Origin of the sequence: Pseudomonas alkylphenolica (assembly GCF_016009175.1) — a bacterium.
Classification (GTDB): Bacteria; Pseudomonadota; Gammaproteobacteria; order Pseudomonadales; family Pseudomonadaceae; genus Aquipseudomonas; species Aquipseudomonas alkylphenolica_B.
Window position 1 is genome coordinate 169,440 of record NZ_JADUCM010000001.1, and the last position, 25,043, is coordinate 194,482.

A 25,043-nucleotide genomic window follows, 5' to 3' on the forward strand; every position below is an offset into this window, starting at 1 on the left:
CCTTATGCAGTGTAGTGGCCTGCTGCTGGCGCGGGATCTGGCTGATGGGTGGTCATTGTGCAGGAGCTGCTTCACCAGGGCCGCTGTGCGCCCCATCGCCGGCTAGCGCCAGCTCCCACAGGTACACCACATGCCTCACAAGCCCCGCAGTACCTGTAGGAGCTGGCGCAGCCTGCGATCGAGCGCGAAGCGCTCGTAGAGTCCCGATACCCACACAACCTTCAGCGCAGCGCCGGCACATCCCCCGCCTGTTCCTTCAGCCAGTTGATAAAAGCCTGCACATGCGCCTGGCGCAGCGCCTGCGGTCGACTCACCGCGTAGTAGGCAAACCGCGCTGGCCAGGGCCTGTCCAATGCGATCACCAGGGTGCCGTTTTCAAGGTCCTCACAGGCATGGTTGTCCTGCACCAGGGCGATACCTTGCCCGGTGACGGCCGCGCGCAACAGCAGCAGTTCCTCGTCAAAACTCGGGCCGCGGCGGGCGCTGCTGTCTACGTCGACGCCGTGAGCCTGCAGCCACAGTGCCCAATCAGCGCGATCAGAGTCCTGCAGCAGCGGGTAATGCAGGCAGTCCTGCGGGTTGCTGATCGGCGGCCCGTTGGCCAGCAACGCCGGGCTGGCCACCGGCACCAGTACCGGCGCCAGCAACGGGATCGACTCAAGGCCCGGGTAGTGGCCCAGGCCATGGCGTAAGGCGATGTCGACCCGCTCGCGCTGGAAGTCGACCAGCTTACCCGTCGCCTCCACGCGCACTTCGATATCCGGATAGCGAGCGCTGAAGTCGGCCAGGCGTGGCACCAGCCAGGTGGAGGCAAACGACGGCACGGTGCTGATGGTGAGGGTCTGTTCGACCGTCATCGCCTGCAGATCCGCCAGCGCGCCCTCGATCTGGCCAAAGCCCCGTGACAACCCCGGGTGCAAACGCGCACCGGCCTCGGTGAGGCGCACACCCTGGCGGCTGCGCACCAGCAGTGAAACCCCGAGGCGGTCCTCCAGCTGGCGAATCTGCTGGCTGATCGCTCCAGGCGTCACGCCCAGTTGCTGCGCTGCCGCTTTCAGGCTGCCCAGGCGTGCGGTTTCAGTGAAGGCCCTCAGCGCCAGCAAGGGGAGAACAGCGCCCATCGGCAGATTCCTTGGTTTAGAAAATCTAATGTATGAGAGGAGAACTTATCGTTTTTCTGTATAGAGCAACCGCTCTAGCATGGCTATCAGCTAGTGACCGTAAACGTTAGTTTGCCTGAGGTAATGAGTCCATGCCCGATTCCGATCTGATTCTGTATACCGACAGCTCGCCCAATGGCTTCAAGATCACCATCGCCCTGGAAGAAATGGGCCTCGCCTACACATTGCGTCACGTACGCATCGAGCTGGATGAACACCGGCAACCGGCATTCCTTGCCCTCAACCCCTACGGTCGTATTCCCGTGCTGGTGGACCGCGCTCGCGGCATCACCCTGTTCGAGTCAGCGGCCATTCTCCTGTACCTCGCTCAGAAGAGCGGGCAATTGCACGAGCCGCATCCGCAAGCACACTGGGCAACCATTACCTGGCTGATGTTTCACAGCGCGAGCATGGGCCCATTGCTGGGGCAGCGGGTGCACTTCGAGTGCTTTGATAAAACAGCCAACCCGGCAGCCATCAGTCGCTACCGGCAACTCACCGAGGCGGCTTTCGCCACCCTCGACCAGCACCTGGCAACCCAGCCGTGGCTGGCAGGGCAGGCCTATTCGATTGCCGACATCGCAACGTTCGGCTGGATGCATATCGCCCGCTTGGTGGCTTTTGACTTCAGCCGTTACCCCCACCTGTGTGACTGGTACGCGCGCATCAACCAGCGCCCGGCGGTGCAGCGAGGCATCCGTTTGCCCGCACCGGCAACAGGCCCCTGAACCACAGCATCAAGGACGTGCCATGAACGCGACAACCCATCGCTTTACCGCTCCTACAACACGCGGAGCCAATGCATCCGCTTTTGCCGGCCACCCCGGCTACCGGCGCATGTTCGCCCCCGACCAACTCACCCTGGGGATTTTCCTGCCACTGCGCTTTTTTTCTGGTGACATGGCCGTTCTGATCGGCCAGGCACAGCAGGTCAGTGAAATCGACCGCCTGGGCTTCGCTGCCGCCTGGGTGCGGGATGTACCGTTGTTCGATCCTGCGTTCGGCGATGCCGGGCAAGTGTTCGACCCCTTTACCTACCTGGCTTACCTGGCCGCGCAGACACGGCAGATTGCCCTGGTGACCGGCAGCGCGATCTTCTCGCTGCGCCATCCCATCGACCTGGCGAAGTCGGCGGCCACACTCGATTGCCTGTCCGGCGGCCGCCTGGTCATGGGCATCGCCACCGGCGACCGTGCCGTGGAGTTTCCGGCTTATGGCCTGACGCATGGCGAACGGGGCGAACGGTTTGCGCAGTCGGTGGACTACGTTCGGCAATTGCTGGCCACGTCGCCTGCGAACATTCAGTCGCCCTTGGGCCGCCTGAGCGACGCACAGTTGCTGCCCAAGCCCGTCACCGGGCGTATTCCGCTTATCGTCACCGGCTCATCGCAGCAATCGATGGCGTGGTTGGGAGAGCAGGCCGACGGCTGGCTGACCTTTCCGGACGCCACCCATAACATCCTTGGGCCCCGACGCCTGGCAGAAAAAATTCGCGCCTGGCGTGCGGCGATTCCCGGTGGCGGTTTTCGCCCGCACATGACCAACGAATGGATTGACCTGGCGGATGACCCGAACTTCCCGCGCACGCCGCTACAGGGCGGTTATGTACTCAAGACCGGCCGCAATGGCTTGATCGACCTGCTGGGCGAATGGCGGGATGCCGGGGTCAATCACGCGGCCCTGGGCATCCAGATGGCGCAGCGTCCGGTTGCGCAGATCATCCAGGAACTGGCAGAAGAGGTGCTGCCGCATTTCCCGGCGCTGGCCGGGCCGGAGCCGCTGATACAGCAGTGGTAGATGAGGGAAAGCGAACCGTCACACGTGCCGTCAGCGCTCAGCGCTGGCGGCATGTGTGCGCGGATAAAACCTAGAACCGCCAGGTCGCACCACCGCCGATAATGTGCAGCGCCGCGTTTTTGTAGGTGCCGGAAAGGGTATCGCCCGACCGCGCCTTGGTCTGGTCGACGTCCATGTCACCCAGCCACACCAGGGTGTACGCCATGTGCACATCAAGGCCTTTTTCCAGCTCGTAGTTGATCCCGGTCGCCAGGCGCCAGGCCTCGCCCATGGGGTTGTCCACAGTGCGGTCCTTGTCATCCACCGCCGAACTGTCGTAACCCAGGCCGAAGCTCCAGCGCAGGCGCGGATCGATCTGGTACTGGGCGCCCAGCGAGGCGTGCCAGGTGTCCTTGTATTTGCGGCTGACCGAGCGGCTGACGTCACCCGCGGCATCGGTGTCGACCTCGACGCCAATCTCGCCGAACTCGCTCCAGTCCTGCCAGCCGAGGCTGCCCAGCAGTTTCCACTGGTCGTCGAGGTCATGCGCGACGCTGAACAGCACGGTCTGCGGCACCGACATGTCCAGCTCCAGGTCATCCACGTCCAGACGCCTGAGCGCCGCGTTGATGATCGGGTTGTCGACCTTGTGCACGCTGGGGCGGTCTTTGAACTCAAGGTCGACCTTGCTGGTGTAGGCGAGGCCCAACTGGGTGCGCGGGCCCAGGCGGTAGTGCACGCCGACGTTGACCCCGGTGCCGACATCGGTGTCTTTGTATTCCAGTTGCCCGGCGGGGCTGTCGCGCAGGCCGAGCAGGTTGTTGTTGATGGCCATCTCGGTGCGGTAGTAGGCATACATGATGCGCGGGCCAATGCCCACCGAAAGGTCGTCGGTAAATTTGTAGGCGAAGGTTGGCTGGAACGACACGCCGATCACGGCGGCCTCCTGGGTGAAATAGCGGCCGGCCCAGTCGTCGTCATAATCCAGCGCCAGGCCGAAGTTGCCGTACATGCCAAAGCCGACCGCCGAGCGCTCGTCGATCTGGTGGCTGACGAACAGGCTGGTGCCGGGCAGGTATTTAAGCGAGTTGCCGCCTTCGTTGCCGCTGAACTGGTTGTTGCTGTCGCGAGAAAACTTCAGGTCGCCGAGAATCAGCTGGCCGCTGGCGCTGATCTGGGTGCCCTGCAACTGGGTGATGGCGGCGGGGTTGCTCATCAGTACGCTGGGGTCAGTGGCAAGCGCTGCAGAACCTGCGTTGGCCAGGCCCATGCCTTCCTGGCCGGCCTCATAAATGAAAATACCGCCGGCCCATGATTTTGCGCTGAGTAAACACAGGCACACAGCAAGACCGGTAACGCGTTGACCCCGTACAAGGTAACCCGAATTACGTTTCATCCAGCCTCCCGAACTGTCACCCCGCGGGCTTGCTTGCCCATCGAATCATGGCGGGTCAATGGCCAGGCACAACCCCAGGGTGCCGTCACTGGCGGGGCTGTACCAGGCAGGTAGACGCACTGTCTTATTTCTTGGTTTTGAGCAGCTCAAAGGACTTGGCCATGTCGATTGCCCAGCCATCGAGTACCGCCTTGGCGTCTTTGGCGGTCATCACCTGGTCGGAGTTTTCCAGGTCGGAACCGGCGCCTTTGCGCACGACCTGCGCGACGACCTTGCCACTGTCGGAGTCGATGAACGCCGCTTCGGTCGACAGACTGGTGTCCTGGTCGCGGATGCCGGTCGCGGTGCTGACGCCGGCGGCAATCAGGGCAATCGGGATCACTTCATACGGGCGCAGGCCTTTGGTCGAAGCGCTGACGGCGGTGATCGCCGGACGTACGATCAGCACGCCAGGGCCTGGGCCTTTGGCCAGCGGCAGCTCTTTGGCAAATTCGTTCTGCAGGGACTGGTTGTAGTAACGGGTGATGCCTTGCAGGGTGGTGTCCGGAATCTTGTCGGTGGCTTGCGGCTTGGGATAGAACTGGCTCGACTCGATGTACACGCTGTTGAACTTGCCAACGTTCACCGACGGGTCAATCCAGCGCATGACCGGTGCGCCGGAAGGCGACTCGGCTTCTTTGAGCGCGCTGTAGTTTTTCAGGAATCCGGAGTACTGGTCGGGTTCAACATACTTGTTAGCACAGCCGGACAGCGCCAGCGAGGTCACGCACAACGTAAACAACAGGTGCTTCGACTTCATGGTGTTGCTCCTTGGGACAGATCTGAGTCGTGAGTACGTTCGAATCCTGGCGAGCGTCTGCGCGGTTTCCACGATGCGCAGCAGTCGTTATATAGCGCTATTGATCAGCAACCATTCAGGGGAGTGAAGGAATAGAAATAACCGTAGATGGTTATCGCCAAGTTACAAGCTGTGCCAAAGGACAACCGTGCAATTTTTCGGCAGGCGATAACGGCGCGGCGCAGGGACCGCGCGGCGGGCTCAGCGCTGTTGCATCAACCCGTGCAGTACGCCAAAGCGCAGGCCCGGCTCGGAGGGGGTCATGTCGCGGATGGCGAACACTTTGAACGCCGCCAGCATCACTGCAAGCCCGCCCGGCAATACGCTCTGGCGATGCGCTTGCAGGCCGCCCAGCTTGATGTTGCCGACGTGCCCGGCCTCAAGCAGCAGCAACGACAGGCGCAGCAGGCCGCTGTAGGTGATACCTCCTTCGCCATAGTCGTTCAGGGCATTGGCCCTGAGCACCTTGGCCAGCATGCGTGCGGTGCCTGAGGAACCGATCGCCTGTTGCCAGCCCAGCTGGCGGTAACGGCGTGCGACCGTCTCAAACTGCAGGATGGCGTTGCGCTCGGCCTGCTGCAGCGCCTGCGGCGTGACCTGGCCGCCGGGAAAGAAGCGCGTGCTCCAGGTGCCACTGCCGACGTTGATGCTCTCGGTCAGCAAGGGCTGGTCACCCCAGCCCAGGATCAATTCGGTGGAGCCGCCGCCGATGTCCACTACCAGGCGCATCTTGTCGGGGGAGGGGCTGCGGTGGGTGACGCCGGTGTACACCAGACGGGCTTCTTCCTGGCCGGAGATGACGTCGATGGGAAAGCCCAGATGGCGCTCGGCATCATCGAGAAACACCTTGGCATTGGCGGCCTCGCGTACGGCGCTGGTAGCAACCGCACGTACACGGCCGGCTTCGAAGCCACGCAGCTTTTTGCCAAAGCGTGCCAATGCCTGCCAACCGCGGTCCAGCGCCGAGTCGTCGAGGGCGCCGTCTTGCAAGCCCTCGGCCAGGCGGACAGGTTCGCGCAAGGATTTCACCTCTTCGATCACGAACTGGCGATTGCGCCTGGCCGGCTGACCGATCATCAGACGAAACGCGTTCGAGCCCAGGTCGATGGCCGCAAAAAGAGAGGTGTCTCCTTTCATTGGGTGTGTCCTTGCAAGTTCATCCGTCAGCAGGCAGAGGCGTGTTGAGCGCTCTGGCGAGTTGCGGTGATCTTCCACCCGGTTGATGACATAAAGATGACAGCCGATGACTGAAGGTCCGGCTGCCATCGCTGATTTTTTACAAAGGCTTCAGGTGCTTACGCCTTACAACGGCGAAATGGTCCCCAAGGCGCCAATGCCGATGGCGAGCAGCAGAAAACCGACCACGAAAATCGCAAGCTTGCCCATATGAACTCCGAACGGTGAGGGTGCTTTATTGTCGGAGTGTGCGGGCATTCATTACAGATGCAGATAACGCATAAAAATACGGATCAGAATAAAAACGCCCCGAGCTGAGCGAGCAGGTCGGGGCGTTTTTTTGCGCGGCGCTAAGGCCGGGTCGGTGGTGTTACGCCAGGTCGAAACGGTCCAGGTTCATGACTTTGTGCCAGGCGGCGACGAAGTCGTTGACGAACTTCTGTTGCGCATCGCTGCTGGCATACACCTCGGCCAGTGCACGCAGTTGCGCATGCGAGCCGAACACCAGATCAACGCGGGTGCCGGTCCACTTCGGCGTACCGGTTTTGCGGTCGTGGCCCTGGAAGCTGTCGTTGGCGCTGGAGGTGGGTTTCCATTCCACGTTCATGTCCAGCAGGTTCTTGAAGAAGTCGTTGGTCAACTGCCCAGGCCGCTGGGTGAACACGCCGTGTGCGCTTTGCCCGACGTTGGCCCCCAGTACGCGCAGGCCGCCAATAAGCACTGTCAGTTCCGGGGCGGTGAGCGTCAGCAGTTGCGCCTTGTCCAGCAACAGCGCTTCGGCCCGAACCTTGACCCCGGCCTTGACGAAGTTGCGGAAACCGTCGGCAACCGGCTCCAGGAAGCCGAACGACTCGACGTCGGTCTGCTCCTGACTGGCGTCGGTGCGGCCGGGCGAGAAGGGCACGGTGACGTTGTAACCGGCATCTTTTGCAGCCTTTTCGACCCCGGCGCTACCGGCCAGCACGATCAGGTCGGCCAGGGAAATCTGCTTGCCGCCACTGTTGAACTCGCCCTGGATGTTCTGCAGCACGCCCAGGACCTTGGCCACTTGTGCAGGCTGGTTGGCTTCCCAGTCTTTCTGCGGGGCCAGGCGCAGGCGCCCGCCGTTGGCACCGCCGCGGTTGTCGGAACCGCGGAAGCACGATGCAGCCGCCCATGCGGTGGACACCAGTTCGGCGACAGTAAGCCCCGAGGCCAGAACCTTGCTTTTCAGCGCCGCCACGTCGGCGTCATTGACCAGTGCATGACTGACGGGCGGGATCGGGTCTTGCCAGAGCAGTTCTTCGGAGGGGTTTTCCGGACCCAGGTAACGCGACAGCGGGCCCATGTCACGGTGGATGAGCTTGTACCAGGCGCGCGCAAAGGCATCGGCCAGTTGTTCGGGGTTGTCTTTGAAACGTCGGGCGATGGGCTCGTAGATCGGGTCGAAGCGCAGCGCCAGGTCAGAGGTGAGCATCCTTGGTTCCTGTTTCTTGCCCGGATCGAACGCATGCGGGATCTCGCCTGCGCCGGCACCGTTCTTGGGCTTCCACTGATGGGCGCCGGCCGGGCTCTTGGTCAGTTCCCACTCGAAACCAAAGAGGTTTTCCAGGAAGTGGTTGCTCCACTGCGTGGGTGTCTGGGTCCAGGTCACTTCCAGGCCGCTGGTGATGGCGTCGGCGCCCTTGCCGGTGCCGAATTTGTTTCGCCAGCCCAGGCCCTGTTCTTCCAGGCCTGCCGCTTCCGGCTCGGGGCCGACATTGTCCGCCGGGCCTGCGCCATGGGTTTTACCGAAGGCATGGCCGCCGGCGATCAGCGCCACGGTTTCTTCATCGTTCATGGCCATGCGGCCAAAGGTGTCGCGGATGTCCTTGGCCGAGGCGAGCGGGTCAGGATGGCCCTCGGGGCCTTCGGGGTTGACGTAGATCAGGCCCATCTGCACGGCGGCCAACGGGTTTTCCAGATTGCGCGCGCCACTGAGATTGCGGCTTTCTTCCTCGCCATGTTTCGACGGGTCGGCCACCACCGGTGCATCCCCCGGGGGCTGGGCTTTGCCGTAGCGCGCGTCGCCGCCCAGCCAGACGGTTTCGGTGCCCCAGTACACGTCTTCATCCGGTTCCCACACATCGGCACGACCGCCGGAGAAACCGAACGTCTTGAAGCCCATGGATTCGAGGGCGACGTTACCGGCCAGCACGATCAGGTCGGCCCAGGAAATGTTGCGGCCGTACTTTTGCTTGATCGGCCAGAGCAGGCGCCGTGCCTTGTCCAGGCTGACGTTGTCGGGCCAGCTGTTGAGCGGGGCGAAGCGCTGCTGACCGGAGCCGGCACCGCCACGGCCGTCACCGGTACGGTAGGTCCCGGCACTGTGCCAGGACATGCGGATGAACAGCGGGCCATAGTGACCGAAGTCGGCCGGCCACCAGTCCTGAGAATCGGTCATCAGGGCCCGCAGGTCTTGCTTGAGGGCCGCGAAGTCGAGGCTCTTGAAGGCCTTGGCGTAGTCAAAGTCCTTGTCCATCGGGTCGGACAGAGACGAGTGTTGATGCAGGATCTTCAGGTTCAGCTGGTCGGGCCACCAGTCTCGGTTGGTGGTGCCGCCGCCAGCGCTGTGGTTGAACGGGCATTTTGACTCGTTTGACATGACTGTTTCACCTCTGGATGGACTCACCCCACAATCCGACCCGTCGTGCCAACCGGGTAGAGATGAGTGAAATCAATGACATCGGTTCAAGGCCAGCGGTTCGATCAACGAATCGGTGATGGCCATCACGGACAATGGAGCATAGCGGCAATCTCGTTATCGGACAGTTGCAACACGGCGAAGAGGGCGGCTGTAGCCGCTTTATTACCGCCTCCCCAGAAGCCAGCCGGCCGGTTCAGTGCAGCGATAAATATAGGCTAGACGTGGGTAAGCGCGAGGGCTAATAGCGCCAGTATTGGGCGTTGATAGAGGCGCTCTTTCAGTGTGTGGGGGGAATCTGCGAGCGCTTTGCACTCGATCGCAGGCTACGCCAGCTCCCACAGAGGGGCGGTGCAGGCAATGCATTTGTGGGAGCTGGCGATAGCCTGCGATGGGGTGCGAAGCAGCCCTGACTGCAGGCGCCAGTAACGGCCTCGTTCCTCGGGCAACACCCTGGTCCAATTCAAATTAAGCGAAATTTCCCACAGGTTTTTAGGAAGTCCAAGCCCCCACCCAGCAGCATTTCCCCGCTAGTGTTTCGCCTCTCACAAAGCGGCGGACAAGGATTTCGTATGCCTAGCCAATCGGAACTGCGCTACAGCTTCCAGCCCTTGGTCGGCAAGGCCGCCTTTGAGGTGGTGTCATTCAGCCTCGTCGAGGCCGTCAGCCAGCCGTTCACCTTGACCCTGGAACTGGTCAGCTACCAAAGCGATATCGACTTCGCCCAGTTGCTCGACCAGCCGGTGCTGTTCACCGTCTGGCGCGGCGAGCGCCCGTTGCGCTACGTGCACGGCCTGGTCAGCAGCTTCAGCCAGGACGAAACCGGCTTCCACCGCACCCGCTACAAAGCGCTGGTCGAACCGCAACTGGCCCGCGCCAAGCTGCGCTCGAACTGGCGCATCTTCCAGCAGAAAACCGTCCCGCAGATTCTCGAGCTGATGCTCAAGCGCCAGGGCATCACCCAGTACGAAATCGGCAGCGTATTAGACCATCAGGTCCGCGAATTCTGCGTGCAGGCCGGCGAGACCGACCTCGATTTTCTGGCGCGCCTCGCTGCGGAAGCGGATAAAACCTACAGGTCTGCGGTGCACCCCAAGCTGTAGGAGCGTGGCTTGCCCGCGAAAAACGATGACGCGGTATATCAGGGGCACCGCGGTGCATGGTTCGCCGGCAAGTCGGAACGCCGCCCGCTAGCTCCTACGTCGATGGCCTACAGGCAGGGTTGCTGACCGAAGCAGCCCTCTGATTAACAGGTGGCTTCAAACGCCGGGTGATAGGTGACCGCACCTGTCGGCACCTCGGCGGCAAACGCCAGTGCCTGAAAGTACTCTGCGGGAACGCCGGGCAACTCGAGGCCCGGGTGCGCCTTGAAGCCGAAGCGGCCGTAGTAGCCGGGGTCGCCCAGCAGCACGCAACCGGCAGCGCCCAGCTGGCGCAGCGCGTCCAGTGCCGCGTTCATCAGCGCCGCGCCTATGCCTTGACCCTGACGGTCAGGTCGCACCGAAATCGGGCCCAGGCCATACCAGCCGCGCGCACCCGATGAAACGGTCACCGGTGACAAGGCCACATGGCCGATGATCTCGCCATTTTCCACGGCTACCAGCGATACGCTCAGCTGATGTGCATTGCGCAACGCATTGACGATGAATTGCTCGGTATGACTGGTGTGTTCGGCGTGTTCGAATGCAGCTTCGGTCAGCTGTGTAATGCTATCGATGTCTTCAGGCTGCTCGTTGCGAATCAAGATGTTCATGCGCGTTGTCATTCCGGGGCGGTGAGTGGTGCTTGAATGCCAGCCCTCGCCAGGCTTGGCGTGCTCTGTGGGCAGTGTCCTTGTAAGATGCCTTACTTGCCCATCATGTTCGAGCCTGAAAAATGGATGTTCACGTTTTGCTCACCTATGTTCTGGTGGCCGCGATTGCCATCGCCAGCCCCGGCCCGGCCACATTGATGGCGATCAACAACAGCCTGGCCTATGGCCCGCGTGCGGCGCTGTGGTCATCTATCGGCAATGCCTGCGGGCTGTTCTGCCTGTCGGCGGCGGCGATGCTTGGCCTGGGCGCCTTGCTGGCCAGTTCCGAGTGGATGTTCAACGTGGTGAAGATTGCCGGTGCCGGCTACCTGTTTTACCTGGGCGCCAAGCAGTTGCTCAGGAAAGCCCCGATGCTGACAGCCGAGGGCTTGGCCGATCAGGCCGCTAGCCGGCCGTCCCGCCTGAAGCTGTTCAAGTCGGCCTTCCTGACTGCCGCGACCAATCCCAAGGCGACCATGTTCTTCTCGGCACTGTTCCCGCAGTTCCTCGATCAGAGCGCTGCCTTGTTGCCGCAGTTTCTGTTGCTCACGTCGATCTTCATGGGCCTGTCGCTGAGTTCCCTGACCCTGTATGCCGCGCTGGCTTCACGTGCCAAGGGCGTGCTGATGCGGCCACAGTTCTCGCTGTGGGTGAGCAGGGTGGTGGGGTCGACTTTCATTGGCTTCGGCGCGGCTATCCTGGCCATGCGCAGGCAAACGGCCTGACGTGTAACAGAGCAGTCTTCACTCCAGCAGCGAGACGGTCCTGAGCAGATCAAGCAGCCCTTCAGGAACCAGGGGGGAGTCAGCGGTGAAACTGCTGCTGTCGAGCCACATGGCCTTGAACGCGGCACCATCGGATTCGTGGCCGATGAGCCAGGGCTGCGCGTAGAGGCTCATGTCGCTGAAGCGTGCGTCGTACACCTGGACGATCTCGTGCCCAGGCTTGCCGTCGTAGGTGAAGATGCTCTCCAGCGTGCCGATCAGGCGAATATCGGTGATCACCTGGTTCAGTTCTTCCTGCACTTCCCTGGCGATGGCGTCGATGCTGCGCTCACCGAATTCGATGCCGCCACCGAGCGGGCGGTAGAGCGTTTGCCGGGTTTGCGCGTCGTCAAAGCGGTTGACCAGGATCTTGCCCTGATGATGAAAAATACACAGGGCGAGGGCGCGAATGCGGGGGGCTGACACGGGTCAAATTCCTTTTGCGAGTGAGCGGCGCGCGACGATACGTGAGGGGCTGCGATTCGGCAATTATTTGGTGTGCGCGGGCGGTTGCGTATGATGGTCGGCCGTCACTGCTGATAAGGAAATCGTCATGTGTCCTGACAAGGCCTGCCCCGTGGTGCTGTCATTCACCCAGGGTCCCAGAGTCCTGTTGTTCCGCCATCCACAGGCTGGGGTGCAACTGGTCAAAGGCACCATAGAGCAAGGCGAAACGCCGCGTGAGGCGGCCTTGCGTGAGCTGGCAGAAGAGTCCGGCATCGACACGGCGACGATCAGCGATGATCTTGGCTGTTGGGAAGCCGGGCATCATGACCAGGTCTGGTCGTTCCACCTGTGTGAAGTGGGCGAGGTGCTACCCGAGCAATGGTCGCACCAGACGACGGATGATCATGGTCACCTGTTTGCGTTTTTCTGGGCGCCGCTCGATCAGCTGCCCTATGCCGATTGCCATCCGGTCTTTCAGCGCGCACTGGATTTTTTAAGCGCGACGTTGAAAGCGCGTGGTCACAGGCTCCAGACGCAGCATTGATTCCACCGACGCTTGGCGCTAAAGTCCGGGCTCGGGCGTACGCTGCGCCCGCGGTCCGCGCGAAGGGGTAACCCAGGCATGCTCCAACCCTATTTCATTCCAACTCCCGGCTTGTCGGCGGACCGAGCCCTGTAAGGAGTTGGCATGCCCGCCACCTATGCGTCCCGTCATCACGGTTTGCTCGATTTGCCCGCACTGCGCAAACGCGCCAAGCGTCTTCTCAAGGCCCTGAAAAACAACGAGGCAGATGAGGCCCGTGCGCAACTGTGTGCACTGGGGTTGTCCGGTCCCGATTATCGCCTCGCCGACACGCAGTGGCTGGTGGCGCGCGAGGCGGGTTTTGCCAGCTGGCCGAAGTTGATTGCTCATGCCGATCGCGTTGCCTTCAGCGCGCGCCATCCCGACTTTGCTGCCACAGGCGAGGCCGCCGTACAGCACTGGCGCTGTGGTAACGACATCGAGCACAGCCTGCGCACGGCGGGCTTTTCGGGCGCGTTTCACATGTTTGACGACCCGATGGTGATGGGCCCGGTACCCGCACTGGCTGAAGATGAATACTGGTCGGTGCGGGCCGCTTATGTACAACAGGCATTCGGGCTCTCCGCCCGCGATATCGCCCAGCGCCAGGCCCCGCAGCGCGTGGCACTGGCGCAATTGAATGCCGGCAGCGAGTTGGTGCTGTGGTGCGAGGCCGACGCCTACGATCAGCTGTTTCTGATCCGGGTGCTGGCGAGTCTCTCCAGCGTGCCGCGCCGGCTCGAACTGATTGAAATTGCCCAGGTCCCCGGGGTGCAGCGCTTCATCGGTATTGGCCAGCTGGCACCGGATCTTCTCGCCTGGCTCTGGCCGCAGCGTCGGCCACTGGGTGAGGACGCGCTGGCGCTCGCGCGCGAAGCGTGGCGTGCCTACACCGCATCCAATCCCAATGAATGGGCGGGCCTGGCTGCGCGGCCGCATCCCGTGCTGCCTTTGCTGGGCCCCGCGTTGGCGCGGCAACTGCAAGAGCTCCCCGGCATCGATGATGGCTTGAGCCTCACCCAGCGGCTGGTGCTGCGCATCCTCGCCGCCGAAGGCGAGCTGGCCGCAGGCAAAGTGTTCGGCCACTTGATGATGCGCTACGAGCCCTTGCCGTACCTGGGCGATCTGATGTTCCACACCCTGCTGCAACCCCTGATCCATGCACCCAGGCCGCTGCTGAGCGAAGCGCCCGGCGATGATTGGCGCCAGCGCCCGCTGCGGCTCACGGCGCTTGGCGAACAGGTACTGCTTGGGCGGTCGAACTGGCTCGACCAGTCACCGGCAGATCGCTGGGTGGGGGGCGTGCCTATCGTTGCCGATCAGTCGCCGTGGGTGGTGAGTACTGACGGTGAAGTAGGGCGCCGCTGAGGCGAACGTCGGTAGCTTCTCACGTCCAAAACCTAAACTACACTGCTGCAAGCTCATCTGGCGCCTCTATGCCGTCAGATCGAGCCTCAGTGTCCGTGGTCTACCGAACCTCGTACTTGCCCCCAGGAGTTTTCAATGAAAGTCGTAGATGGATTGATGACCCGGATGACTTCCCGTTTTTTGCCGTGCCTGCTCGCAACAGCAATCGCCACGTGCACCATCGCCACGGTGCAGGCAGCAACCGAGCCGTTGGGTGGTCAGCCACCACAGGGCTCGGTGCCCTCGGTCAAGGATTTCGACTACCAGATCAAGTACCAGCGTGCGTTCGAAGCGATTTTATGGAACATGCCGGCAATCGCGATCTATTCGTTCCGCCGTGCCGCCGAGAAGGATCTTGGCTACAAGGACAACGACATCATTGCCTATTCGGCAACCGCTACTCCTCAGCTTGAAGCCATTACGGCTAACAGCACCACGCCTTATATCGCTGCCTACACTGACCTGCGCAAAGGCCCGGTAGTCCTGGAGATTCCGTCCGCGAGTGCTGACGGCAGCCTTTACGGCCAGGTGGTGGATGCCTGGCAGCTCACCATCGCCGACGTCGGCCCGGCCGGGCTCGACAAGGGCAAAGGTGGCAAGTACGTGTTCACGGCGCCTGACTACAAGGGCGAAGTTCCCAAGGGCTACATTCACGTCAGCTCGCCGAACTTCCGTATCGCCCTGGCCTTCCGCTCGGTGCCGCCAGCGGGCAAGACCGCCAAGGATGCCTACGCCTATGCCAAGCGCCTGCGTATGTACTACCTGTCACAAGCCAAGTCGCCACCCCAGCAGAAGTTCATCGACCCCGCTCATGAACGCTACCCGACATTGCCGTTCTACGACGAACGACACTTCGAGGACATGCACGCAATCATGAGCGTTGAGCCGGTGCGCGAACACGACAAGGTCATGATGGGCATGTTGTCGTCCCTGGGCATCGTCAAAGGCAAACCCTTCGCACCGGACGAAACTGCCAAGCGGGCCATGCACCAGGCCGCGATCGATGCCTGGTTCTACCTCCAGCAATGGTTCGACACCGAGATGTCCAAGCGCGTTTACTGGCCAGACCGCCACTACGTCTCGCTGTTGCAGGCAGACGCCAACCGCGAATTCAAGTTCATCTATAACGATCGCATCGACCTGATCGAGCGTGCAGCGGAATACTTCTGGTGCACCTACATGCCCAAGGTGCTCAGCGACTCGCCGGCTACTTCTTACCAGATGGCAATGGCCGACAAGGACGGTAAACCGCTGGAAGCCGGTCAGCTCTACAAACTCGATGTGCCCAAGGACATGCCGGTCAAGCAGTTCTGGGCGCTGACGGTGTATGACCGCGCCACCTTCTCGTTCATCTACAGCGACAGCAACCGCACCACGCTGTCGTCGTTCGATGTCGACAAGATGAAGAAGAATGCCGATGGCGGCGTGACGATCTATGTCGGTCCGGCGGCCCCGCAAGGTGAGGAAGCCAACTGGATACCCACTTCGGGCAAGCGCCCCTTGCCGGCCATGCGTTTCTATGGCCCCACCGAAGCGTTCAACAACAAGACTTTCAAGTTGCCCGATTTCGAACGGGTTAGCCCCTGAGTGCTGTCTGCCACCTTCGATAACCAAACGACAGGGCTGGCCCGCCAGCCCAAAGGAGTGTTGATGAAACCCATGATGCTTGGAGCAGCCCTGCTGTCGCTTGCCGTGCCGGCCTTTGCGCAAATACCGGACAAACTGGCCGAAGACGCTTACATCTATGGCTATTCCATGGATGAGGCGTACAAGTTCTTCTACGAGACGGCGGTGAAGACCCATACGCCGCTCAACCGCTTCCAGAACATCCGCCACCTGGCCGATGACACGTATACAGACCACCCGACCATCAACAACGACACCCTGCACCTGATGGGCTGGCTGGACGTCGCCGCCGAGCCGGTGATCGTCAGTGTGCCGGAAATGGAAAAGGGCCGTTACTGGATCCTGCATACCATGGACATGGGCCACTACACGACTTCCATGATTGGATCGCGGACCCGCGACACCAAGGGTGGCCACTTCATGTTCGCCTCACCGCAATGGAAAGGCGAAGTGCCGGACAGTGTCACCGAGGTGATTCGTGTCGAATCCAACCTGGTGAAACTGATGGGCAGGATCATGTCCACCGGGCCTGAAGACCAGAAGAAGGCCCTTGGCTACATGGATGACTGGAACGTTCGCACGCTCTCGGCCTACCTGGGCGAGCCCGGACCGAAAGCCAAGCAGCGTACCTACCCCGACCCGGCCAAGACCAACTGGCTGCAACGGGTGAACTTCGTGCTGTGTGACGGCAGCATGGGCCAGGCCGACAAAAAATGGCTCGACCAGTACAAGTCGGTCGGTGTCGAGCCTTGCAAGGAAAACTTCACCAAGGAGCAGCTGGCAGCGGCCAAGAAGGGTGAAGAACTGGGCATGAAGCACATCAAGGATCTGGCGCCGAAGATGACCGATGCCGGCAAGCTGCTGGGCACCCGCGAGCAGTTGGGCGACGGCCCCCGTGACCTGTTCGCAGAGGGTACCTACATCGGCCAATGGGGCCTGCCACCGGATGAAAGCATCTACCTGCGCACCGAGACGGCCGCCGATGGCAAGCCGATCAACGGCTCCAATGGCAAGTCCTACACCATGCACTTCAAGGCGCCTGACGTCAGTCAATTCTGGTCTTACACAGTGTATGGCTCGGACAACCGCCTGATGGCGCACAACGCCATCAATCGTCACAGCCGCGGTGACCGTACGCTGAAACCGGATGCCAATGGTGAATACACCATTGAGTTGAGCGCCAAGGGTGACGAAAGCAACCCCAACTACCTGCCAATCCCGGAGAAGGACGCCTACATCGTACTGAGGCTGTATGGTCCGAGCAAAGCCGTGCAAGGCGGCGGCTACAAGTTCCCGCCCATCGAAGTTACCTCGCACTGACAGTTCACGGCTCCAACGCCCTCCCGTCCGGGAGGGCATTTGAGCCCGTTCAGGTTGAATCAATTGTCCCTTTAAGATCCCAAGCTGTCTGGTATTGATCTTTGAATCAGCCGGATTCTCGTTAGTATCGCTTGACTCTGCTTACTCCCAATAAAAACAAAAGAGAGTCCTCATGCGATATTGCACCCTGATCAATACACAGGCTGTTTCGACGTCGGTGAAATTGCTTGCACTTGGCGGCGCGTTGACCAGCGTTCCGGTGTTTGCCGATGGCTTTTTTGCAGACGCCCACGTCAACGCCAACCTGCGTAACTACTACATCAACCGTAACTTTACCGAGAGCGCCTACCCGCAAGGCAAGGCCGAGGAGTGGACGCAAAGCGTGATCCTCGACGCCCGCTCCGGCTTTACTCCGGGCGCCGTCGGCGTTGGCCTGGATGCGCTGGGGCTCTATTCGCAAAAGCTCGATGGCGGCAAGGGCACCACCAACACGCAATTGCTGCCGGTTCATGATGACGGCCGGCCCGCCGACAATTTCGGGCGCCTGGCGGTGGCCGCAAAGGTGCGCTTCGCCAACACCCAGGCCAAGGTCGGTGAATGGGTGGTGGCATTGCCGGTGGTCCGTTCCGACGACGGCCGCTCGCTGCCGCAGACGTTCCGTGGCGCGCAGATCACTTCCAAAGACCTCGACAACTTCACCTTTTACGGCGGGCAGTTTCGCGCCAACAGCCCGCGCAACGACGCCAGCATGGAGCGCATGTCGATGTTCAATCGACCGGACGTGACCTCGGACCGGTTCAATTTTGCCGGTGCCGAATACGCGTTCAACAACAACCAAAGCCAGGTCGGCGCCTGGTATGCGCAACTGGAAGATATCTACCACCAGCGCTATTTCAACTTCACCCACAGCCAGAAGGTCGGCAGTTGGCTGCTAGGGGCAAACCTGGGCTTTTTCAGTGGCGAGGATGACGGCAGCAAGCTGGCGGGCGAACTGGATAACAAGACCTATTCGGCGTTGCTGTCGGCGCGCTTCAGGGCCAGCACCTTCTATCTCGGTCTGCAAAAGGTCGATGGTGACAACTGGATGCGCCTGAACGGGACGAGCGGGGCGACGCTGGCCAACGACAGTTTCAGCAACAGCTATGACTTCGCTGACGAGCGTTCCTGGCAACTGCGCCACGACTTTGATTTTGCCGCCCTGGGCGTACCGGGCCTGACCTTGATGAACCGCTACATCCGCGGCTCGAATGTGCATTCCGCTGGTGTTACCGATGGCAAGGAGTGGGGGCGCGAATCGGAGTTGACCTATGTCGTGCAAAGCGGTGCGTTGAAGGAGCTGTCGCTGCGCTGGCGCAACTCGGTGATCAAGCGCGATTTCAACCTGGCCGACTTCAATGAAAACCGCTTGATCGTCAGCTACCCGTTGTCGATTTTCTAAGCCCGCCTGCGTCAGGGGTGAAGCATCGCTTCAGCCCTGGCGATACTCCTTGGTGGTTTTTCCGGTCCAGCGCTTGAAGGCCCGGCGAAAGTTGGTCGGCTCGGAAAAGCCCAGCAGCAACGCGATATCGTCGGTGCTCATGATCGTGGTCTTGAGGTACTCCATGGCCAGCGAGCAGCGCACGTCATCGGTGATGGTCACGAACGAAGTGTCTTCATCCTGGAGTTTGCGCCGCAGGCTGCGGGTGGTCATGTGCAGCTTTTCCGCCACGGCTTCCATGCTGGGAAATTCGCCGGGCGTTTGCATCATCATCTGGTACACCTCGCCGGAAATCCCCGACGACACCTTGGCCTGTCCGATCAGGCGATCGCAGGTCTCTTGCAGGACGGTCGCCGTCAGCCGGTGCGCCAGATGCGGCTTTTGATCGAGGATCGCGCTGTCGTAATGCAGCTCACACTGGTCGTGATCGAAAATGCACGGGCAACCCAGGTACTGCGAATAGATCGCCGCGTGGGCCGGCGCCGGGTAGGAAAAACAGGCCTTGGTCGGCGGGCAGCTTTTGCCGAACACATCCTGCAGGTGGGTCACGTGCTGCGTGAACTGTTGCTCGATCAGGAACTGCTTGATTTCCCGCGACGGGCTCGGGTTGGAGGCGTCCGGGAACGTCCATACCGCTTCGTCTTCGTACTCATGCCATTCGATGGTCAGCGTCGGCGTGGCCAGCGAGTGGTACTTCACACCCAGCCGGAAGTAGTCGCGCAGCGACAGGCACGACATCAGTGCATAACCGTACATGCCGTAAGCGGACAGGTGCAGGCGCGAGCCGGTCTTGAACGGTGTTTCGGGATCGCTGGACAACGACAGGGCATTGCCGCACACCGTCGCGTACTGGCGCACCGAGGTCAGCGCCGTGGCGTCATAGATCTTGTCCTCGTCGACACCGCTGCCTTTCAAGCTGTCGGCCGGCGCGATGCCCTGTTCGCTAAGCACTTCCACCAGCGCGGCGATCTTGTACGGCGCGTAGATACGCTCGTTGAACAACGGCATTTTCGGTGGCATGTGGGCTGTCCTTTAAGGATTCATTGCTGTCCGCTAATGATCTTACCGATGCGCGGGAAATTCAATAAGCTGGGCAACACGCATCTGCAAAGCCCAATAACAATACAGGTCAGCCCCATGAGTCAGCCAAGCCGAAAAGTCATCATTTCCTGCGCGATCACCGGTGCGACGCATACGCCATCGATGTCCGAATACCTGCCGCTGACGCCTGCCGACATCGAGCGTCACTCCATCGAAGCCGCCGAAGCTGGCGCGGCGATTTTGCACCTGCATGCCCGCGACCCGCTGGATGGCCGGCCGACCCCGGACCCGGCAGTGTTCAGCCAGTTCGTCCCGGCCATTGCCCAGGCCACCGATGCCATCATCAACATTACCACCGGCGGCAGCACCCGCATGACCCTGGCGCAGCGGCTGGCCTACCCGCTGCTGGCCAAGCCGGAGCTGTGCTCGCTGAACATGGGTTCGATGAACTTCTCCATTCACCCCATAGCCCGCAAGATTTCCACCTGGGAACACGCCTGGGAGAAGGAGCACATCGAAGGCATGGAAGACGTGGTGTTCAAGAACACCTTCAAGGACATCAAAGGCATCATGCAGGAGCTGGGTGAGTACGGCACCCGTTTCGAGTTCGAATGCTACGACGTCGGCCATCTCTACAACCTGGCGTACTTCGTTGAACAGGGGCTGGTGAAACCGCCGCTGTTCATTCAGTCCTGCTTCGGTATCCTCGGCGGCCTCGGTGCCGACCCGGAGAACATGACCATCATGCGCGCCACGGCGGATCGCCTGTTTGGCCGTGAGAACTATGAATTTTCCATCCTTGGCGCCGGCCGTCATCAGCTGCCGTTCGTGACCATGGGCGTGATCATGGGCGGCAACGTGCGCGTCGGCCTGGAAGACAGCATCTACCTGGCCAAAGGCGTCAAGGCCAAGACCAATGCCGAGCAGGTGCGCAAAGTCCGTCACATTCTCGAAGAGCTGTCCTATGAAATCGCCACACCTGACGAAGCCCGGAAAATGCTCGGGCTCAAGGGCAAGCACAACGTTCACCTGTAAGCGTTTTGCCAAAACCCAAAAAAATAACAACAAGAGGTTCCACCATGACCATCATGCTCAGTACCGCTGAGACGCATTGGCTCGCCACCCGGCGGGCAATGACCCGACTGATACCGCTGATGTGCGCGATCTACTTCATGTCGTATCTGGATCGCACCAACGTCGCGCTGGCCAAGACGGCGCTGAGCGTCGACCTCGGCATCAGTGCGGCCGCCTATGGCCTGGGCGCGGGAATTTTCTTCATTGGCTATGCATTGCTGGAGGTGCCGAGCAACCTGCTGGCCCACCGCATCGGGCCGCGGCGCTGGATCGCCCGGATCGCCGTGAGCTGGGGCGCCTTGTCGTCGGCGATGATGTTCGTGCAGGGTGAGTGGTCCTTCTACGCGCTGCGCTTGCTGCTGGGCATCGCCGAAGCCGGCCTGTTTCCGGCGCTGATGTACATGGTCACGCTGTGGTTTGCGCCCAAGGACCGTGCGATTGCCATTGGCTGGATCTACCTTGCGCCGGCCCTGGCACTGGTCATCGGCAACCCCATCGGCGGCGCGCTGATGAAGATGGACGGCATCGGCGGGCTGCACGGCTGGCAATGGATGTTTCTGCTTGAAGGCCTGCCCAGCATCGTTGTTGGGGTAATCCTCTGGTTCAAGCTCCCGGAGCGTCCGCGTGATGCCCGCTGGTTGACCAAGGCAGAGGCCGACTCCCTGGAGGCCCATGCGCTGTTGCCCGGCCATGCCAATTCCCACGAGTACTCCGGGCATTGGGTCAAGGCACTGAAACGCCCGACCACGATCCTGATCGGCTTGATCTACTTCCTCAACCAGGTCGCGTTCGTGGGGCTGGTGTTTTTCACGCCGTCGATCATCCAGCAAATGCAGATCACTTCGCCGTTGACCGTCGGCCTGTTGTCCAGCAGTGTCGGCATCGGCTTTCTGGCCGGGGTGTTGGTGCTGCCGCGGATTCACCGTCGTATCGCGCGCGATTGCTACTGCCTGGGGCTGTTTACCTGTGGCCTGATCGCAAGCTCCCTGGCGTTCACCCTGATTGATGACGCCGCGGCGCGTATCGCGCTGTTTACCGCCACGGCGTTTTTCGCCGGCGGGGTATTGCCGATCTACTGGGCCATTGCCATGAAGCGCCTGCAGGGCATTCAGGCGGCGGCCGGGTTGGCCTTCATCAACACCATCGGTTTGCTCGGCGGCTTTGCCGGCCCGTACCTGTTCGGCCTGGCAGAGAAAGCCTCGGGCTTGAGCTCGTCGGGTTTCTACGTGATCGTGGCTGCCGCGATTCTGGGACTGCTGCTGGTGCCGTTGCTGGCCCGGGCAATCAAAGCCGAGCCGACGCCGCAACCGCTCAATGAATAAGAGGAGTTGATCATGAAGATTGTTGATTTGCTGACACCACCACCGAACCTGAAGGTGATCATCACCGGCGGCGCCGCCGGCATCGGCGCGGTAATCGCCAAGGCGTTTCATGAGGTGGGTGCGCATATCTATATTTGCGATATCAACGCCAGCGCCGTTGAGCAGATGAAGCGGGAATACCCGGGCATGCACGGCGGCGTCGCTGATGTCGGCGTCAAGCAGCAGGTCGACCGGGTCATGGACGAAGCGCTTGCGGTGCTGGGTGGCCTCGATGTGCTCGTCAACAACGCCGGCATTGCCGGGCCCACCGGCAACATCGAGGACCTGGATGCAGACGCGTGGGAGCAGACGGTCTCGACCAACCTCAACAGCCAGTATTACTTCCTGAGCAAAGCGGTGCCGTACTTGAAGCAGTCGGCCCGGAACCCGCACATCATTGCCATGTCGTCGGTGGCCGGGCGCTTGGGCTATCCGTTCCGCACACCCTACGCCTCGACCAAATGGGCGATTGTCGGCTTGATGAAATCGCTGGCCAACGAGCTGGGGCCGGACAACATCCGCGTCAATGCCATTCTGCCCGGCGTCGTGGCAGGGGAGCGCATGGACCGGGTCATCGATGCCCGCGCCAAGGCGCTGGACATCAGCTTCGAGTCCATGCGCGAGCAGTACCTGGAGAAAATCTCGTTGCGCCGGATGGTGACGATGGAAGACGTGGCCGCCATGGCGCTTTTCCTGTCTTCACAGGCGGCCACCAACATCACCGGGCAGGCCATCAGCGTCGACGGCAATGTCGAGTACCTCTGACGGCAGCGCGACGTTGTGATCTGTAGGCGCCAGGCTTGCCGGCGAACCCCCGATCGGGTGGGGAAAAAGCCCAGATATCCCCAAATGAGGGGGTTTTCTGGGTAACGAATCAGGTGTGTCTTCGCCCTCAGCCCATACTTCATGGGCTGAGGGCTTGGCATGCTGCGTGCTTGTTCCCTAATCCAGATTGCAGATTACGTCCTCACGTCTCGAGGTGCGAAGCGCATGCAGCCAACTCACGAGATAACCCCGCCACCTTCAGCGCTCCATACACCGAGTCTGGATGAACGCATCCGGGGCGATACCCAAAGCATGGCCTCACGTCTGGGTCACCTCAAACACATCCGGAGATCGTCACTGTTGATCGGGTCGGCTGTGATTTTGCTCGCCATTTTATTTGGCTTTATTGCCAGTCGGTCCATCTTCAATGCAGGCACCCAGCAAAACACGACACTCACTGCCAAGTTTATCCAGGCCTTGGGGGCCGTGGACGCAAAGGACATGGGACTGGCCGGTTTTCAAACCAGCGACGTGCTGGACCCGCGTCAAGACGGTGCTTTGTCTCATGAAGCCCAGGTTAACCGGCAGAAGTCGCGGCGTGCATTCTTTGAAAGCCTGAGCAACATTGCCAAGCAGCCGGACACGTTGTTGATCAACGTTTATGCGCCGGACAAGTTCATTATCTGGTCCAGCAATCCCAAGCTGATCGGTCAGCGTTTCTCCAATGACGAAGAGCTTGAAAGCGCGGAGTCCAGCAAGAACGGCGTCGTTGCCAGCTATCACCAGGTCAAGGACGGTCACAATGAACAGCAGTTCACGCGACAGCCAAGCAGCATATTCATTGAGAACTATATCCCGCTCGTAAACACCGCGGGGAAAGTACCCTCGGTCGTTGAGTTCTATACGGCTCCTCCGGGGTGGCTCGCGAGTACCCGTTCAGGTTACCTGGTGGTGTGGTTCGCCTGCTCCATTGGCGGCGCGCTGATTTTCCTGGGCCTGCTCTCATTTACCGGCAAGCGGGGTGGCATCCTGCCCTGGCGGCTGCAAAAAAATATCGATAGCGAAATGGCCGCCTTGCTCAACGAAGTGTCCAGCGTAGTGGCTCACAACTTGCGCAACCCTCTGGCTGTGGTTCGCTCCAGTGCCGAACTGGCCCTGGAAAGCGGCACTCAAGCGGCGTGCAAGAACATCGGCGACATCATCAGCCAGGTTGATCGCATGTCGGAATGGATCAAGGAGCTGCATGGTGCATCCACTTCGCTAAAGGGTGAAATCGGAACGGTCGATCCGGTGGAAGCGGTATTGGAAACCCTTCGGGAATATGAGCTTCCCCTGTGCAGCGCCAATGTGCATGTGGAGTTTTCAGCGACCAGCACGCTGCCGGTAACGGGGCATCATCAACTGCTTGTCCAGATATTGAACAGCCTGGTATCCAATGCGATTGATGCGATGCCGGACGGGGGTGTTCTGTACATAGCAATAAGTCAGAGCGCGTTCAGGCGTTTGAGCATCGTACTGCGTGACACCGGCAAGGGTATGACCGCCGCCCAGCAAAAAGCGCTGTTTCGACCCCGTTGCTCTGTAAAACACGGAGGGTTTGGCATCGGGTTGATGCTGGTGAAGTTGATCATGAAACGATTTGGTGGCCACGCCAGCCTGAGCACCAGCAAAAGCAGGGGCACAACCGTCAACTTGTGCTTCCGGATGGCAAGCAGGGTTCAAGCACGCACATAGCGCAGGTGGGTGGCGTCAGGCGTATTGAGCATCTTGTCGATTCGAAACTGCGGCGCGGGATCCTGAAGGTGCTCGAACAGGCGTCTGCCACCGCCAAACACTACGGGGGCCAGGGCGATTTCGAGCTCGTCAATGGCGTTCATGTTCAAGTACTGCTGTATCACCTCCGCGCCACCCGAGATGCGGATGTCACGACCGCCTGCGGACGCCCGGGCCTTTTCGAGGGCACGCGCGGGCCCATCGTTGACGAAATGGAACGTCGTGCCACCCGGCCGGACCCAGGGTTCGCGTTTCTCGTGGGTGAGCACATACACGGGTGTGTGAAACGGCGCTTCCTCCGGCCAGCTTCGCTCGCCTGCATCAAACATTCGCTTGCCCATGATGCTGGCGCCGCTACGTTCCATGGTGTGGCGCAGCATGTCGTTGACCGGGCCGGTCTCGCCGCCCGTCCCGAACTGGAGGTTTTCGCGGAAATATTGCTGCTTGAGTATCCAGCTCATCAGCGCCCCCCACTTGGCGCCCCAGTGCTTGTACTCAGGGTTGTCCCAATGCTCGATGCTCATCCCTTCCGGCGCCATGTAGCCATCAAGGCTCAGCCCGATGTTCACAAATACTTTGCTCATGATGGTTCTCTCACGAAAAGCGCGTCGGTGACTGATGTCAGC

The 25,043-nt window shown here is 61.0% G+C and carries 21 protein-coding genes and 1 pseudogene; 13 read left to right on the forward strand and 9 right to left on the reverse strand.

All coding sequences use genetic code 11. The annotated features are described in order from the left end of the window. Positions 1-221 precede the first annotated feature (221 nt). Positions 222-1,121, reverse strand: a complete 900-nt coding sequence (gcvA, locus tag I5S59_RS00855) for a transcriptional regulator GcvA (protein WP_197874958.1) — start codon at positions 1,119-1,121, stop codon at positions 222-224. Positions 1,122-1,252: 131 nt separating this feature from the next. On the opposite strand from gcvA, the gene I5S59_RS00860 reads away from it, so the two are divergent. Both I5S59_RS00860 and I5S59_RS00865 read left to right on the forward strand, forming a co-directional pair. Then, positions 1,253-1,888, forward strand: a complete 636-nt coding sequence (locus I5S59_RS00860) for a glutathione S-transferase family protein (protein ID WP_197874959.1) — start codon at positions 1,253-1,255, stop codon at positions 1,886-1,888. Between the two features lie 22 nt (positions 1,889-1,910). Next, positions 1,911-2,957 (forward strand): LLM class oxidoreductase, encoded by a 1,047-nt coding sequence (locus tag I5S59_RS00865; protein WP_232239507.1) that lies wholly within the window; start codon positions 1,911-1,913, stop codon positions 2,955-2,957. A gap of 70 nt (positions 2,958-3,027) precedes the next feature. Here I5S59_RS00865 and I5S59_RS00870 read toward each other — a convergent pair whose 3' ends face one another. The 4 genes from I5S59_RS00870 to katG form a co-directional block, all read right to left on the reverse strand. Further along, positions 3,028-4,332, reverse strand: a complete 1,305-nt coding sequence (locus I5S59_RS00870) for an OmpP1/FadL family transporter (protein WP_197874960.1) — start codon at positions 4,330-4,332, stop codon at positions 3,028-3,030. A 124-nt stretch (positions 4,333-4,456) separates the two neighbouring features. Beyond that, positions 4,457-5,131 (reverse strand): DUF3313 domain-containing protein, encoded by a 675-nt coding sequence (locus I5S59_RS00875; protein ID WP_197874961.1) that lies wholly within the window; start codon positions 5,129-5,131, stop codon positions 4,457-4,459. Positions 5,132-5,371: 240 nt separating this feature from the next. Further along, positions 5,372-6,307 carry a Ppx/GppA family phosphatase gene (locus tag I5S59_RS00880; protein WP_197874962.1) on the reverse strand — a complete coding sequence of 312 codons (936 nt, stop codon included), beginning with the start codon at positions 6,305-6,307 and terminating at the stop codon, positions 5,372-5,374. A gap of 409 nt (positions 6,308-6,716) precedes the next feature. After that, positions 6,717-8,969 (reverse strand): catalase/peroxidase HPI, encoded by a 2,253-nt coding sequence (gene katG, locus I5S59_RS00885; RefSeq protein WP_197874963.1) that lies wholly within the window; start codon positions 8,967-8,969, stop codon positions 6,717-6,719. A gap of 611 nt (positions 8,970-9,580) precedes the next feature. Between katG and I5S59_RS00890 the strand changes: the two are divergent. Then, positions 9,581-10,105, forward strand: a pseudogene (locus tag I5S59_RS00890) (contractile injection system protein, VgrG/Pvc8 family); the annotation flags it as partial. 149 nt (positions 10,106-10,254) lie between these two features. Here the strand turns inward: I5S59_RS00890 and I5S59_RS00895 are convergent. Beyond that, a complete protein-coding gene (locus I5S59_RS00895) occupies positions 10,255-10,761 on the reverse strand; it encodes a GNAT family N-acetyltransferase (RefSeq protein ID WP_197874965.1) in 507 nt (168 codons plus the stop codon). Between the two features lie 122 nt (positions 10,762-10,883). Here I5S59_RS00895 and I5S59_RS00900 point away from each other — a divergent pair, with 122 nt between their 5' ends. After that, positions 10,884-11,525 (forward strand): LysE family translocator, encoded by a 642-nt coding sequence (locus I5S59_RS00900; RefSeq protein WP_197874966.1) that lies wholly within the window; start codon positions 10,884-10,886, stop codon positions 11,523-11,525. An 18-nt stretch (positions 11,526-11,543) separates the two neighbouring features. Here I5S59_RS00900 and I5S59_RS00905 read toward each other — a convergent pair whose 3' ends face one another. Then, positions 11,544-11,990, reverse strand: coding sequence for an NUDIX hydrolase (locus I5S59_RS00905; RefSeq protein WP_197874967.1), 447 nt, complete (start codon positions 11,988-11,990; stop codon positions 11,544-11,546). A gap of 127 nt (positions 11,991-12,117) precedes the next feature. Here I5S59_RS00905 and I5S59_RS00910 point away from each other — a divergent pair, with 127 nt between their 5' ends. The 5 genes from I5S59_RS00910 to I5S59_RS00930 all read left to right on the forward strand — a co-directional run bounded on the left by I5S59_RS00910 (position 12,118) and on the right by I5S59_RS00930 (position 18,364). Continuing rightward, positions 12,118-12,555: an NUDIX hydrolase gene (locus I5S59_RS00910; protein WP_197874968.1), complete on the forward strand. Its 438-nt coding sequence runs from the start codon at positions 12,118-12,120 to the stop codon at positions 12,553-12,555. Positions 12,556-12,699: 144 nt separating this feature from the next. After that, a complete protein-coding gene (locus I5S59_RS00915) occupies positions 12,700-13,941 on the forward strand; it encodes a DUF1835 domain-containing protein (RefSeq protein WP_197874969.1) in 1,242 nt (413 codons plus the stop codon). A gap of 135 nt (positions 13,942-14,076) precedes the next feature. After that, the gene (locus tag I5S59_RS00920; protein WP_197874970.1) at positions 14,077-15,567 is read left to right on the forward strand and encodes a DUF1254 domain-containing protein; all 1,491 of its coding nucleotides are present in this window, start codon (positions 14,077-14,079) and stop codon (positions 15,565-15,567) included. Between the two features lie 63 nt (positions 15,568-15,630). Further along, the gene (locus I5S59_RS00925; RefSeq protein WP_197874971.1) at positions 15,631-16,926 is read left to right on the forward strand and encodes a DUF1254 domain-containing protein; all 1,296 of its coding nucleotides are present in this window, start codon (positions 15,631-15,633) and stop codon (positions 16,924-16,926) included. Positions 16,927-17,098: 172 nt separating this feature from the next. Next, positions 17,099-18,364 carry an OprD family porin gene (locus I5S59_RS00930; RefSeq protein WP_197874972.1) on the forward strand — a complete coding sequence of 422 codons (1,266 nt, stop codon included), beginning with the start codon at positions 17,099-17,101 and terminating at the stop codon, positions 18,362-18,364. A 30-nt stretch (positions 18,365-18,394) separates the two neighbouring features. On the opposite strand, the gene I5S59_RS00935 is transcribed toward I5S59_RS00930, so the two are convergent. Further along, positions 18,395-19,423 carry an AraC family transcriptional regulator gene (locus I5S59_RS00935; protein WP_197874973.1) on the reverse strand — a complete coding sequence of 343 codons (1,029 nt, stop codon included), beginning with the start codon at positions 19,421-19,423 and terminating at the stop codon, positions 18,395-18,397. Positions 19,424-19,540: 117 nt separating this feature from the next. Here I5S59_RS00935 and I5S59_RS00940 point away from each other — a divergent pair, with 117 nt between their 5' ends. The 4 genes from I5S59_RS00940 to I5S59_RS00955 all read left to right on the forward strand — a co-directional run bounded on the left by I5S59_RS00940 (position 19,541) and on the right by I5S59_RS00955 (position 24,378). Then, complete coding sequence (locus tag I5S59_RS00940; RefSeq protein ID WP_197874974.1) at positions 19,541-20,479, forward strand: 3-keto-5-aminohexanoate cleavage protein; 939 nt, start codon at positions 19,541-19,543, stop codon at positions 20,477-20,479. 44 nt (positions 20,480-20,523) lie between these two features. After that, positions 20,524-21,840 (forward strand): MFS transporter, encoded by a 1,317-nt coding sequence (locus I5S59_RS00945; protein WP_197874975.1) that lies wholly within the window; start codon positions 20,524-20,526, stop codon positions 21,838-21,840. A gap of 12 nt (positions 21,841-21,852) precedes the next feature. Next, positions 21,853-22,644, forward strand: a complete 792-nt coding sequence (locus I5S59_RS00950; RefSeq protein WP_197874976.1) for an SDR family oxidoreductase — start codon at positions 21,853-21,855, stop codon at positions 22,642-22,644. Between the two features lie 225 nt (positions 22,645-22,869). Then, entirely contained in the window at positions 22,870-24,378 is a 1,509-nt protein-coding gene (locus I5S59_RS00955) for a sensor histidine kinase (protein ID WP_197874977.1), read from the forward strand. Here I5S59_RS00955 and I5S59_RS00960 read toward each other — a convergent pair. Further along, complete coding sequence (locus I5S59_RS00960) at positions 24,363-25,001, reverse strand: dihydrofolate reductase family protein (protein ID WP_197874978.1); 639 nt, start codon at positions 24,999-25,001, stop codon at positions 24,363-24,365. The genes I5S59_RS00955 and I5S59_RS00960 overlap by 16 nt on opposite strands. Between the last annotated feature and the right edge of the window lie 42 nt (positions 25,002-25,043).